This window comes from Rhodanobacter sp. UC4443_H10, from assembly GCF_052978325.1.
Window position 1 is genome coordinate 2624966 of the sequence record NZ_CM129668.1, and the last position, 12419, is coordinate 2637384.

At 64.2% G+C, this 12419-nt stretch carries 10 protein-coding genes; 8 read left to right on the top strand and 2 right to left on the bottom strand.

Annotation, left to right across the window (positions count from 1 at the left end; translation table 11 throughout):
• Positions 1 to 23 precede the first annotated feature (23 nt).
• The 5 genes from ACVCMB_RS12035 (at position 24) to ACVCMB_RS12055 (ending at position 5589) form a co-directional block, all read left to right on the top strand.
• Positions 24 to 1040 (top strand): class 1 fructose-bisphosphatase, encoded by a 1017-nt coding sequence (locus tag ACVCMB_RS12035; protein WP_447107047.1) that lies wholly within the window; start codon positions 24 to 26, stop codon positions 1038 to 1040.
• Between the two features lie 195 nt (positions 1041 to 1235).
• Positions 1236 to 3293: a prolyl oligopeptidase family serine peptidase gene (locus ACVCMB_RS12040; protein WP_447107048.1), complete on the top strand. Its 2058-nt coding sequence runs from the start codon at positions 1236 to 1238 to the stop codon at positions 3291 to 3293.
• 139 nt (positions 3294 to 3432) lie between these two features.
• Positions 3433 to 3696: a haloacid dehalogenase-like hydrolase gene (locus ACVCMB_RS12045; protein WP_447107049.1), complete on the top strand. Its 264-nt coding sequence runs from the start codon at positions 3433 to 3435 to the stop codon at positions 3694 to 3696.
• A 130-nt stretch (positions 3697 to 3826) separates the two neighbouring features.
• Entirely contained in the window at positions 3827 to 5017 is a 1191-nt protein-coding gene (locus tag ACVCMB_RS12050) for an AAA family ATPase (protein WP_447107050.1), read from the top strand.
• Entirely contained in the window at positions 5014 to 5589 is a 576-nt protein-coding gene (locus tag ACVCMB_RS12055) for a DUF4276 family protein (protein ID WP_447107051.1), read from the top strand. The genes ACVCMB_RS12050 and ACVCMB_RS12055 overlap by 4 nt, the downstream gene beginning before the upstream one ends.
• Before the next feature lie 3 nt (positions 5590 to 5592).
• On the opposite strand, the gene ACVCMB_RS12060 is transcribed toward ACVCMB_RS12055, so the two are convergent.
• A complete protein-coding gene (locus ACVCMB_RS12060; protein ID WP_447107052.1) occupies positions 5593 to 6711 on the bottom strand; it encodes a PA0069 family radical SAM protein in 1119 nt (372 codons plus the stop codon).
• A gap of 138 nt (positions 6712 to 6849) precedes the next feature.
• On the opposite strand from ACVCMB_RS12060, the gene ACVCMB_RS12065 reads away from it, so the two are divergent.
• Positions 6850 to 7110, top strand: a complete 261-nt coding sequence (locus tag ACVCMB_RS12065; protein ID WP_447107053.1) for a GlsB/YeaQ/YmgE family stress response membrane protein — start codon at positions 6850 to 6852, stop codon at positions 7108 to 7110.
• A 228-nt stretch (positions 7111 to 7338) separates the two neighbouring features.
• Here ACVCMB_RS12065 and ACVCMB_RS12070 read toward each other — a convergent pair whose 3' ends face one another.
• Positions 7339 to 9195, bottom strand: coding sequence for a sigma-54-dependent Fis family transcriptional regulator (locus ACVCMB_RS12070; protein WP_447107054.1), 1857 nt, complete (start codon positions 9193 to 9195; stop codon positions 7339 to 7341).
• A 263-nt stretch (positions 9196 to 9458) separates the two neighbouring features.
• On the opposite strand from ACVCMB_RS12070, the gene adh reads away from it, so the two are divergent.
• The gene (adh, locus tag ACVCMB_RS12075; protein ID WP_447107055.1) at positions 9459 to 10979 is read left to right on the top strand and encodes an aldehyde dehydrogenase; all 1521 of its coding nucleotides are present in this window, start codon (positions 9459 to 9461) and stop codon (positions 10977 to 10979) included.
• A 216-nt stretch (positions 10980 to 11195) separates the two neighbouring features.
• The gene (locus ACVCMB_RS12080; protein ID WP_447107056.1) at positions 11196 to 12398 is read left to right on the top strand and encodes a porin; all 1203 of its coding nucleotides are present in this window, start codon (positions 11196 to 11198) and stop codon (positions 12396 to 12398) included.
• The last annotated feature ends 21 nt before the right edge of the window (positions 12399 to 12419 follow it).

A 12419-nucleotide genomic window follows, 5' to 3' on the forward strand; every position in this document is an offset into this window, starting at 1 on the left:
GTCTCCCACGCCATGGACCCGACATGAAACCCGTCTCGCTGATCCAGTTCCTGATCGAGGAACGCCGCGCCGGCCACATCAACGCCGAACTTTCGCTGCTGATCGAGGTGGTCGCGCGCGCCTGCAAGCGCATCGCGGTGGCGACCAGCAAGGGCGCGCTGGGCGGCGTGCTGGGCGAGGCCGGCACCGGCAACATCCAGGGCGAGGCGCAGAAGAAGCTGGACGTGATCTCCAACGAGATCCTGCTGGAAGCGAACGCCTGGGGCGGCCACCTCGCCGCCTGCGCCTCGGAGGAGATGGAAGACCCGCAGCAGATTCCGGACGGCTATCCGAAGGGCCAGCATCTGCTGCTGTTCGATCCGCTGGACGGCTCCTCCAACATCGACGTGAACATCTCCGTCGGCACGATCTTCTCGGTACTGCGCTGCCCCGACGGGGTGACCGAGCCGAAGGCCACGCACTTCCTGCAGCCGGGCACCACCCAGCTCGCCGCCGGCTACGTGGTGTACGGCCCGGCCACCGTGCTGGTGCTGACCTTCGGCCACGGCACCCACGAGTTCACCCTGGACCGCGAAGTGGGCAGCTTCATCCTCAGCCGCCGGAATATCCGCATTCCCGGGCAGGCCACCGAGTTCGCCATCAACATGTCCAACCAGCGCCACTGGCAGCCGCCGATGCAGCGTTATATCGGCGAACTGCTGGCCGGCAAGACCGGGCCGCGCGGCAAGGATTTCAACATGCGCTGGGTGGCCTCGATGGTCGCCGACGTGCATCGCATCGTGACCCGCGGCGGCGTGTTCTATTACCCGCTGGACGCGAAGATCGAGAAGCAGGGCGGCAAGCTGCGCATCATGTACGAGGCCAATCCGATGGCCTTCATCATCGAGCAGGCCGGCGGCGCGGCCACCACCGGCCGCCAACGCATCATGGAGGTGCAGCCGACCGGCCTGCACCAGCGCGTGCCGGTGTTCCTCGGTTCGAAGGAAGAAGTCGAACTGGCCACGCGCTACCACCTGGAAGCCGAAGGCGCGCAGGCCTGACGCCTTCGCTCCCTCCCCTGCCAAGGCCGGTGAGGGCTGGTGGGGGCCCGCCCTGATCTTCCTCCAGCCGCGCCTCGCTCCCCGGGCGATGCGCCAATCCGGCCCCGGCACGGGGCACGCTGCGCGCGCCTTCCCTACTTGGCGCACGCCACAGCGGGTTGTAGGTTTGACGGATTCCCCCGGCCGGAACCTCTCATGCCCAAGCGCACGCACCTGATCGCTCCCCTTTCGCTGCTGTGCCTGGCGCTGGCGCCCAACGCCTTCGCCGACGCGCCCACGGTGGACCCGCGCATCGAGCAGGTGCTGACCGAACTGGGCAAGGCGCAGTCGATCCAGGCCACCGCGATCTCGCCGGACGGCCGGCAGCTCGCCTGGGTGATCCGGCGCGACGACAAGCCGGCGATCGAGGTGGCCAACGCCGATGGCAGCCATGCGCGCCGCGTGAGTGCGGCGGCCACACCGGGCAGCTGCGCCGAATCCGGCATCGCCTGGGCGCCGGACTCGCGCCACCTCGCCTTCGTCTCCAACTGCAACGTCGACCTCACCAGCACCCGGGTGATGCAGAACGACATCTACCTGGCCGACACCCGCGGCAGCACCGCACCGGCGCGGCTGGCCGCGCTGAAAGGCTACGTGCGCGCGCTGCAGTGGACCGACGACGGCAAGTCGCTCGGCTTCCTCTATGTCGCAGGCGCCACCCGCCACGCCAGCGCGGTGGCCGCGGCCAAGCGGCCCGCCGGCGAGATCGGCGTCAGCGGCGTCGAGGTGCAGCGCGTGGCCAGCCTCGACGTCGCCAGCGGCGCGCTGCACGAGCTGACGCCCGCCAGCATGTACGCCTATGAGTTCGACTGGTCGCCGGACGGCTCGCGCATCGCCTATACCGCCGCGCCGCCGCCGGGCGACAACAACTGGTGGATCGCCAGGCTCTACGTGCAGCCCGCACAGGTCGATGCCGCCGCCACCGTGCTGGTCGATCCGGCCGACACCGCCAGCGGCTCGCTGCACGGGCTGCAGATCGCGCTGCCGCGCTGGTCGCCGGATGCCTCGCGGATCGCCTTCATCGGCGGCCTGATGAGCGACCAGGGCGCCACCGGCGGCGACATCTACGCGGTGCCCGCCGCCGGTGGCACGCTGGTCGACCTCACGCCCGGCATCAAGGTCACGCCGAGCTGGCTGCGCTGGACGTCGCCGCGCGCGATGCTGGTCAGCCAGGTCAGCAACGGCCAGAGCCAGCTGGCCGATTACGCAGTGTCCGCCACGCGTGCACAGCAGCAGCGCGTGCACTTCACCGTGCCGGCCAGCATCGGCGATGGCAGCGCGTCGATGGCGATGTCGCTGTCCGCCGACCTCAGGCACGTCGCCTTCCTGCAGAGCTCGTACGCCAGCGCCAGCGAAGTGCACGCCGGCGCGCTGGGCAACACCGCGCCGCCGGCGGTGACCTCGTTCAACGCCGGGCTCAAGCCGGCCTGGGGCAAGGCCGAGTCGGTGGAGTGGAACAACGAGGGCTTCCACGTGCAGGGCTGGCTGCTGTACCCGGCCCACTACGATCCGAAGAAAACCTATCCGATGGTGGTGGTGGTGCACGGCGGCCCGTCGAGCGCAGTGATCCCGCGCTGGCCGGGGGTGGGCTACGGCGCCGCGCCGCTGTCTGCGCTGGGCTATTTCGTGTTCCAGCCGAATCCGCGCGGCAGCTTCGGCCAGGGCGAGAAATACGTGCAGGCCAACCGCAAGGACTTCGGCTACGGCGACCTGCGCGACATCCTGGCCGGCGTCGACGCGGTGGAGAAGAAGTTCCCGGTGGACGACAACCGGCTCGGCCTCACCGGCTGGAGCTACGGCGGTTTCATGAGCATGTTTGCGCCGACCCAGACCCAGCGCTTTCGCGCCGTGGTCGCCGGCGCCGGCATCTCCAACTGGCAGAGCTACTACGGCCAGAACCTGATCGACCAGTGGATGCCGCCGTTCTTCGGCGCCAGCGTCTACGACGATCCGGCCGTCTACGCGAAGAGCTCGGCGATCAACTTCATCAAGCAGGTGAAGACGCCGATGCTGATCGTGGTCGGCGACCGCGACGCCGAATGCCCGGCGCCGCAGTCGTTCGAGATGTGGCATGCGCTGCGCGCGCAGGGCGTGCCGACCTCGCTGGTGGTCTACCCCGACGAGGGCCACCATTTCGTCGACCCCGCGCACCAGCGCGACGTGCTGCAGCGGGCGCTGGAGTGGTTCGGCAAGTACCTGCCGGCGACGGAATAGGCGGCGACATGGCCAGCCTTCCCTGTCGGGAAGGCTGGCCATGACTGCGGAAATCCATTCACGGATCAATCCACGTGAACCGGCAAGCTGTTGAATAACCTTTCATCTGGCTGAAAGTATCTATTCATGAATCTATTCCGTGCTGGCCCTCAGCAGCCTCGGCTTCTTCCTCGCACCGTGGTGCCGCCAACACCGCCTGGAACTGATTTGCTGGCGCATGGAAATCTGCGACGAGTGTCTTTCCGGTCGTTACCATGGCGCGCAATGCATGGGCGAGGAAGAGGCCCTTCGCGTGAGCAAATGTCACGACCTTGATCCGTATGAGGCTTGCTACGCCTACGGTGACACCCACGAGGACGAGGCCATGCTCGCGCTGGCACACAAGCACGACTACTGCGGATAAAAGATCTCTTGCGATACCCGGTAATCCGCACTCATCGAGACATGCCAAAGAAGCAACAACCTACCAGCCAAGCTAAGCTGAGACTACCGACTGCCGAGTACGGTGGGCGACAAGTTTCCGGGAACCATTCATGCGCATCGAATCGTTGCAACTCAAAAACTACAAAAGTTTCCGTGACGCAGAGATGCGCGACATCCCGGCATTGTGCGTACTCGTTGGTGCCAACGGCACCGGCAAGACCACTTTGTTTGGCGTATTCGGCTTTCTGAAGGACTGTTTGATCTTCAATGTCCGCCACGCATTGCAGGCTCGCGGTGGCTTTCGCGAGATGTTGTCACGCGGTGCCGCGGCGAACGACAACATCGAGATCGAGATCAAGTTTCGCCTCGATATCGCCGACATCGAGCGCTTGGTGACCTATATCGTGCACATTGGCGAAGAGAAGGGCCGCCCGGTCGTGCGGCGCGAAATCCTGCGCTACAAGCGCGCACGACACGGCAAACCTTTCCACTTCCTGGATTTCCGCAATGGTGGTGGTTATGCGATCACCAACGAAGAGGACTTCAACCGTCCCGACGAAGAGTTGGATCGCGAAGAACAGCGCGTGGCTCCCGACACCCTGGCGATCAGCGGACTGGGACAGTTTGAGCGTTTCAAGGCCGCCAATGCGTTTCGTTCGTTGATCGAGAGCTGGCATGTTTCCGATTTCCACATCAGCCAGGCTCGCGGCAGCAAGGATGCGGTGGGCATTGATGACCATCTGTCGGTGTCGGGCGACAACCTGCAACTGGTTGCACGCAACCTCTACGAGAACCATCCGGAGGTATTCGAGAAGATCCTGCGTAGCATGCGTGAGCGTGTGCCTGGCGTGACCTCGGTGACGCCCAAGCCCACAGACGATGGCCGCCTGCTGCTGCAATTTCAGGACGGCGCGTTCAAGGATCCATTCATCGACCGCTACGTGTCCGACGGCACCATCAAGATGTTCGCGTACCTCGTGCTTCTGCACGATCCTCGACCGCACCCGCTGTTGTGCGTGGAGGAGCCGGAAAACCAGCTGTACCCCACTCTTCTGGAGGAGCTGGCCGAGGAGTTCCGCGACTATGCTCGCCGAGGCGGGCAAGTGCTGGTGTCCACCCATTCGCCGGATTTCCTCAACGCACTGCAGTTGGACGAAGTCTTCTGGCTGCGCAAGCGCGACGGATACTCGCAAATTCTGCGTGCGCGCGACAATGCGCAGGTCGCCGCCTACATGGCCGATGGCGATCGCATGGGCGCACTGTGGAAACAGGGCTTCTTCGACGGAGTCGATCCGCGGTGACCACCTTGGTGTTCTGTTTGGAAGAGCCATCGGCACGTGAAATGCTGGAAGGCGTTCTTCCACGACTGCTTCCGCCGGAGATCTACACGCGTTTTGTTGTTTTCGACGGCAAGCAAGACATGCTGCGTGAACTGGAACGTAAATTGCGATGCTGGCTTACGCCAAATACGCATTTCGTCGTGATACGCGATCAGGACTCGGCCGATTGCCATGCCATCAAACACGAATTGACGAAGCTTTGCCGCTGCGCCGGCAAGCCCGGAACGCTGGTTCGCATAGCCTGCCATGAACTGGAGAGCTTCTATCTTGGTGACTTGGCCGCGGTGGAACGAGGCCTTGGGTTGCCTCGTCTGTCGGCACAACAGTCAGCGCGAAAATTTCGCGCGCCGGATCAGCTTAACAACGCCAAGCAGGAACTGATTCGTCTGACGGGCGGGCGTTACCAGGAGCGCGCCGGCTCACGCGCCATTGCTCCGTACCTGCGCTTGAATACCGAAAACTGTTCGCATAGCTTCCAGATTTTGCTCGACGGCATCCGCCGCATCGTCGCTGGTGTTGCGACAGCAGGTTGAGCCTCAGAACAACTTTCCCTGCGGCGATGGTTTACGCGGCGGCACGAAGTGCGTGCAATCCAGTCGGAGTTCGCGGGCGCGACCGAAGCCATGCCGGCGGCAGGCGAGTTCGAAGCGTTTGCACAGGAGGTCGGCGAACACGCCCGCGCCGCGCATGCGGGTGGCGAAGTTGCTGTCGTAGTCGCGGCCGCCGTTCATCTGCTGGACCAGGCTCATCACGTGTTCGGCGCGCTGCGGCGCGTGCAGCGCCAGCCATTCGCGGAACAATGTTTTCAGTTCCCACGGCAGCCGCAGCGTGGTGTAGCCGGCGCTGCGGGCGCCGGCATCGAAGGCCTGCGCCAGTACCGCTTCCATGTCCTTGTCGTTGAGCGCGGGGATGATCGGCGCCACCAGCACGCCGACCGGCACGCCGGCATCGGCCAGCGCGCGGATCGCCTTGATCCGCCGGTGCGGCGCGCTGGCGCGCGGCTCGAGCTTCGCGGCGAGGCGGTTGTCCAGCGAGTTGACCGAGACCAGCACCTGCACCAGGTGTTCGCGCGCCATCGGAGCCAGGATGTCCAGATCGCGCTCGACCAGTGCGTTCTTGGTCACGAGGGTGCACGGGTGATGGCACTCGGCCAGCAGTTCCAGCGCCGCGCGGGTCAGTCGCCAGCGTTTCTCGATCGGCTGGTAGGGATCGGTGTTGCTGCCGATGTTGATCGGGCTGACCTTGTAGTTCGGCTTGGCCAGCTCCGCGCGCAGCACCTCGGCGAGATTGCCCTTGGCACGGATCTTCGTTTCGAAGTCGAGGCCCGGCGACAGGTTGAGGTAGCTGTGCGAGGGGCGCGCGAAACAGTAGATGCAGCCGTGCTCGCAACCGCGGTAGGGATTGATCGCCTGAGTGAAGGCGATGTCGGGCGAATCGTTGCGGCTGATCACGCTGCGGGCGCGCTCGTCGGTGACCTCGGTGCGCGGGCGCGGCGCGTCCTCGTCCAGCAGCGCGCTTTGCCAGCCGTCGTCCTCCGCCTGGCGGCGGATGTGCTCGAAGCGGCCTTCCGGATTGGACGCGGCGCCGCGGCCCTTGATCGCCGCGCCCGGCGCGGCGGAAGGCGGCGGTGCCTGCGAGGCGGCGGGGTCTTCCATCGCGCCAGTGTGCCGCGGGGAGGTCTCAGCCGGCGCGACATCGGCCCCGCTCACGGGGCATCCACACCAGAGCGCGGACGCTTGGGCGGCGCGATGGCCAGCACCGCGTCGCCCATCCTTCCACTTCAAGGAGTTCGCATGACCGCCACCGCCCTGATCATCTTCCTCGTCATCGGCGCCATCGCCGGCTGGCTGGCCGGCCTGATCGTGCGCGGCTTCGGCTTCGGCCTGCTCGGCAACATCGTGGTCGGCATCATCGGCGCCTTCCTCGCCGGTTGGCTGCTGCCCGCGCTGGGCGTGAGCTTCAGCCTGGGCAGCCCGATCGTCACCAGCATCGTCTATGCGCTGATCGGCGCCGTCGTGTTGCTGGTGATCATCGGCTTGATCAAGCGTGCCTGACAGAACCGCTGGATGCAAATGCGCAGCGTTGACCCCGCTGCGCATTCTTCGTATCCGCCACGCGATTGATCGCGCGCCCATGGTTCCACGGAGAGAGGCGTCATGGTCATGTCAGCGCGCGGCCCTGGCGGCCATCGACCTGCGCCGATGCAATCGAGAAACTCAGACACTCACTGAGTTGACCTTGGTGCAGTGGCTCGACAACCAAGCCCGCCTTGCCGGTGGCAGTCAGTCGGCTGGGCCATGTTCGCCGAGACGCCGATAGATGGTGCTGCGGCTCACTCCCAGTTTGCGTGCGGCGGCGGCGACGTTGCCATCGCAAGCGGCAATCGCCACGTCAATCGCCCGCTGCTCGATCGCCTGAAGACTGCCGGACAGACTCGTCGACGCCGATGCTGGTGCCTGCGGGTTCTTCAAGACAACTGGCAAATCGTCGTGGGTCAGGGTGGCCCCTTTTTCGCCGAGTGCCAGGAAGCTGCGCAGCAGGCCTACCAACTGGCGCAGATTTCCGGGCCATGGCATGGCGGACAACTCCTCGATCAGGTCGGGATGCAACGACATCGGGATCTGCTCGGCACCCAGGGCGTGCCAGAGCTGCCTGATCAAGGTAGCTGGATCGAGATGGTCCCGCAGCGCGGGCAGGCGCAAGGTGGCCTGTGCGATCCGGTAGTACAGGTCGGCACGGAACTCACCGCGGGCGACCGCACCAGCCAGGTCGCGATGGGTGGCGGCAATCACGGCGATGTCGATCGCGTGCGCGCGGCTGCCGCCCAGCGGCGTGACTTCACGCTCCTGCAGCACGCGCAGCAATCGACTTTGCATGCCGAGCGGCATGTCACCCAATTCGTCGAGAAACAATGTGCCGCCATCGGCCTCGCGCAACAATCCGGTGGCGCCCTCGCGTCGGGCACCGGTGAATGCGCCCGGCATGTAGCCGAACAATTCCGATTCGATAAGATGTTCCGGCAATGCGGCGCAATTGACCGCCACGAACGCCGCCGCGCGGCGCTGACTACGCTGATGCAAGGTCCGTGCAACGACCTCCTTGCCTGTCCCGGTTTCACCATGCAGCAGCAGCGGGATATCGGCATCCAGCAAACGCACGCCGCGATCAAGTTCGGCTTCCAGATCGGCAGGGAAAACCGGTTCCGGCAGTCGGATCGAGCGAGCACGCTGACTGCCTGGTACGCGTGACGCGACACCGTTGTGACTGAGTGCATCACGTTTGGCATGGAGCATCTCGCCGCTCTGGCAGCGCATGCTGGTCAGACTGCCCGGGCGTGGCAGGGCCGAAACGAACAATTCGTCGTAGCGACGACGGCCGAGCTCTTCCCAGTTGACCCCGAGCAGGCGCAGCGCATGTCGATTGGCGGCCACCAACCGGTGCGCCTCGAATACCAGCATGCCCTCGCGCGCCGTGCCGAGCAGGTCGGGGTCGGGCTGGATGCGCACGATGTCGGCACCGTCGAAACGATGTTCGAACAGGCGATGTTCAATCTGTTCGACCGCCAGTTGCACCATGCCCAAGGCGTGCAGGTGATGCATCGACGCTTCGCCTGACAGATCAAGTACACCGACAACTTCTCCGAGCGGGTCGAAGATCGGCGAGGCTGAGCAGCTGAGCACGCGGTGCGGCGCGTAGTAATGCTCGCCGCCGCGTACTTCGGCCTCGCGGCGCTCGAACAGCGCCATGCCGATGGCATTGGTGCCGGTCACCGATTCGCCCCAGGGTGAGCCGGCACACAGTGACACCCGGGCCGCCTTGTCGAGAAAGCTGGCGTTGCCCAGCGCATCAAGGATGAAGCCGTCGGCGGCGGCGAGTATCACGATGCTGCCGGCCTGATTGGCGCTGGCGTACAGAGCCTGCAATTCCGGCCGGCACAGCCGGCGCAGGACTTCATGTTGTTCCTGCATCTGATTCAGCGCATGCCGCTCTACCGGCGCCACTTCAGGACCGATATCCGCCACCTGGCCCTGCTGTCGGCAGCGGCGCCATGAGGCGAGGATGTTGTCTGGAACCAGGCCTGGCGGTGCAGTACCGCTGTCGAAAAAGCGGCGGCGTGCCTTGCTGATGGATTCGGTCATGCCTGATTGGCGCATGGGATACCTCGTGTGTCGCATTCTGCGACACCTACTCCAAAGGGTGTCTTGATACAGAACACATCAGACGGCGCAGCGCAACCATGCCTTCGAATCGCGGATGCTGCGTTGCCACAAATGAAAAGCATTCCCTTTTCATTGCCTGACATGACGGTTTCATGCGCCGCAACAATTGCGACGCGAAAAAGCATCTGGCACGACATCTGCTCTGACTTCGATACCTTCCCACCGACGCGGAGTACGCACCCATGACCAAGCTCGAACAGCAACATCTCGCCGTGCAGGTTCCCTTCAAGCAGCGCTACGGCAATTTCATCGGCGGCCGTTGGATCGAACCGATCAACGGCAAATACTTCGAGAACGTCACGCCGATCACCGGTCATCCATTCTGCGAGATTCCGCGTTCGGACAAGGATGATATCGAGGCCGCGCTCGACGCGGCCCACGCGGCCCGCGAGGCGTGGGGAAAGACTTCGGCCACGACGCGCGCGCGCATCCTCAACCTGATCGCCGATCGGATGGAACAGAACCTCGATCTGCTCGCCCACGCGGAGACTTGGGACAACGGCAAGCCGATCCGCGAGACCGCCAATGCCGACGTGCCGCTGGCCATCGACCATTTCCGCTACTTCGCCGGTTGCATCCGCGCGCAGGAAGGTTCGCTGGGCGAGATCGATGACGACATGGTGTCGTACCAGTTCCACGAGCCACTGGGCGTGGTCGGCCAGATCATCCCGTGGAATTTCCCCTTGCTGATGGCATGCTGGAAGTTGGCGCCGGCACTGGCGGCAGGCAATTGCGTGGTGCTGAAGCCGGCCGAACAGACGCCGGTCAGCATTCTGGTCTGGGCCGAGCTGATCGGCGACCTGCTTCCACCGGGCGTGTTGAACATCGTCAATGGCTTCGGTCTGGAGGCGGGCAAACCGCTGGCTTCCAGCCCGCGCATCGCCAAGATTGCTTTCACTGGCGAGACCACCACCGGCCGGCTCATCAGCCAATACGCAAGCCAGAATCTGATCCCGGCCACGCTGGAGCTTGGCGGCAAGTCGCCCAATATCTTTTTCGCCGACGTGGCCGACGCCGACGACGATTTCTTCGACAAGGCGATCGAGGGTTTCGTGATGTTCGCCTTCAATCAGGGCGAAGTCTGCACTTGCCCCAGTCGTGCACTGATCCAGGAGTCGATCTATGACAAGTTCATGGAGCGCGCGCTGAAGCGTGTCGCCGCGATCAAGCAGGGCAATCCACTGGACCCCTCGACCATGCTTGGTGCACAGGCGTCGAGCGAACAGCTGGAGAAAATCATCTCCTATTTCGACATCGGCAAGCAGGAAGGCGCCAAGGTACTGATCGGTGGCGAGCGCAACATGCTCGAAGGCGAATTCAAGAACGGCTATTACGTGAAGCCGACGGTATTTTTCGGCCACAACAAGATGCGCGTGTTCCAAGAGGAGATCTTCGGCCCGGTGGTGTCCGTCACCACCTTCAAGACCGACGAGGAAGCGCTGGAAATCGCCAACGATACGTTGTACGGACTCGGCGCCGGCGTGTGGACGCGCAACGGTACGCGGGCATATCGCTTTGGTCGCGGCATTCAAGCCGGTCGAGTCTGGACCAACTGCTACCACGCGTATCCGGCGCACGCCACGTTCGGCGGCTACAAGCAGTCGGGCATCGGTCGCGAGAACCACAAGATGATGCTCGACCACTACCAGCAGACCAAGAACCTGCTGGTCAGTTACTCGCCGAAGAAGCTCGGCTTCTTCTGAGCCGCCGGGCGGTGGATGGCTGCAGTCATCCGCCGCCCCGTGAATGTCGTGGTCGTGGCGGCACCGGGAGCCGGTGCCTGGATCGAAGCCAGCCATGAACTTTGTTTGGGCCAACCAATCGCCGCTGTTCGCGCACGCGGCCAACCGGGCAACGGTCGTCGACGACTGCACCGCGGGGGATCGGGGTGGCGTCTTTCATCCATCGGGAGGGGAAACATGAAAACGAATACTGGACACCGCGATCGGCGATCCCGCCGTCGCCTCACACCACGCGGACTGCCGACGGCCTTGCTGTTGCTCGGGCTTTCGAGTTGTCCGCTGGCGGCCAGCGCCACGTCGTTCGGCGGCGACAATTGGACCGTCGACATCAGCGGCTTTGCGAACGCCTACTACACCACGGTGAGCTGCAACGGTGACGCGGTCGGCGGAACCGCCCTGGCGGGCCGCGCACTGGGTTGCGGCGGACAGCAGAACCGCACCACGATCGGCAACGGACTGTTGCCGGATGCGCTGACCACCAAATTCAGTACCCAACAGCAAGGCATCGATATCACGGCGCAGGTCAGTCTGATGGCCGCCGTTGCCACCTCCGATGCCCTGTCGGCGAACAGCGGTGTCGATGTGCGACAAGCATTCTTTACTCTTGGCACGCCCGATTTCGGCACGGTCAAGCTGGGCCGCGACTACGGCGTGTTCGGCTCCAACGCGACTCTCTCCGACATGACCCTCATCGGGGTCGGCGCGCCGGTCCAGGCCACCCAGCGCGGTCGTGTGTCGCTGGGTCACATCGGTGCCGGCTATACCTATCTCGGCAACTACGGTCAGATCGTCTACACCACGCCGGGCACCACTGGTTTAAGCTTCACCGGTGGCGTATTCAGCCCAGTCAACAACACTGGTATCTACGACTCACGCTCGGCGCCGCAAGTGCAGTTGCAGGTGTCGTATACCGATGGTGGCTTCAAGGGCTGGATCGGCGCGAAATCGCAACGGTTCTATGCGCCGACCGGTTCCGGCGTGCAGCCCGACAGCTTCACCATGACTGCCGCCGAGATCGGCGCCTCTTACAAAATTGGTCGTTTCGGCCTGCTGGGCAATGTCCAAAGCGGCCGCGGCATCGGCATCCTGACCGATGGTGACCAGGGCAATGCCAAGGCCACCAACTACCTGCTGCAGGGCACCTTCCAGCTTACCGACAAGCTCAAGCTGGGCCTCAACGGCGGCATCAGCCGCAACCAGGACGACCTCGCCAGCACGGCGAACTTCAAGTCCAACAGCAACGTCACCGCCGGCGTGTACTACGCGCTGACCAAGAGCGTGACGCTGAGCTTCGAGCTCAGCCAGACCCGCTCGAAAGACTTTGCCGGCAACACCGCGCGCATGAATGGTGCGTCGATTGGCGGCTTTGTCTTCTTCTGATTTGCCTGACCGAACCACAGG

Excerpts from the sequence above, each read along its gene's own strand:
- ACVCMB_RS12035 (WP_447107047.1), top strand. The coding sequence starts at position 24 with ATGAAACCCGTCTCGCTGATCCAGTTCCTGATCGAGGAACGCCGCGCC.
- ACVCMB_RS12040 (WP_447107048.1), top strand. The coding sequence starts at position 1,236 with ATGCCCAAGCGCACGCACCTGATCGCTCCCCTTTCGCTGCTGTGCCTG.
- ACVCMB_RS12050 (WP_447107050.1), top strand. The coding sequence starts at position 3,827 with ATGCGCATCGAATCGTTGCAACTCAAAAACTACAAAAGTTTCCGTGAC.
- ACVCMB_RS12060 (WP_447107052.1), bottom strand. The coding sequence starts at position 6,711 with ATGGAAGACCCCGCCGCCTCGCAGGCACCGCCGCCTTCCGCCGCGCCG.
- ACVCMB_RS12065 (WP_447107053.1), top strand. The coding sequence starts at position 6,850 with ATGACCGCCACCGCCCTGATCATCTTCCTCGTCATCGGCGCCATCGCC.
- ACVCMB_RS12070 (WP_447107054.1), bottom strand. The coding sequence starts at position 9,195 with ATGACCGAATCCATCAGCAAGGCACGCCGCCGCTTTTTCGACAGCGGT.
- adh (WP_447107055.1), top strand. The coding sequence starts at position 9,459 with ATGACCAAGCTCGAACAGCAACATCTCGCCGTGCAGGTTCCCTTCAAG.
- ACVCMB_RS12080 (WP_447107056.1), top strand. The coding sequence starts at position 11,196 with ATGAAAACGAATACTGGACACCGCGATCGGCGATCCCGCCGTCGCCTC.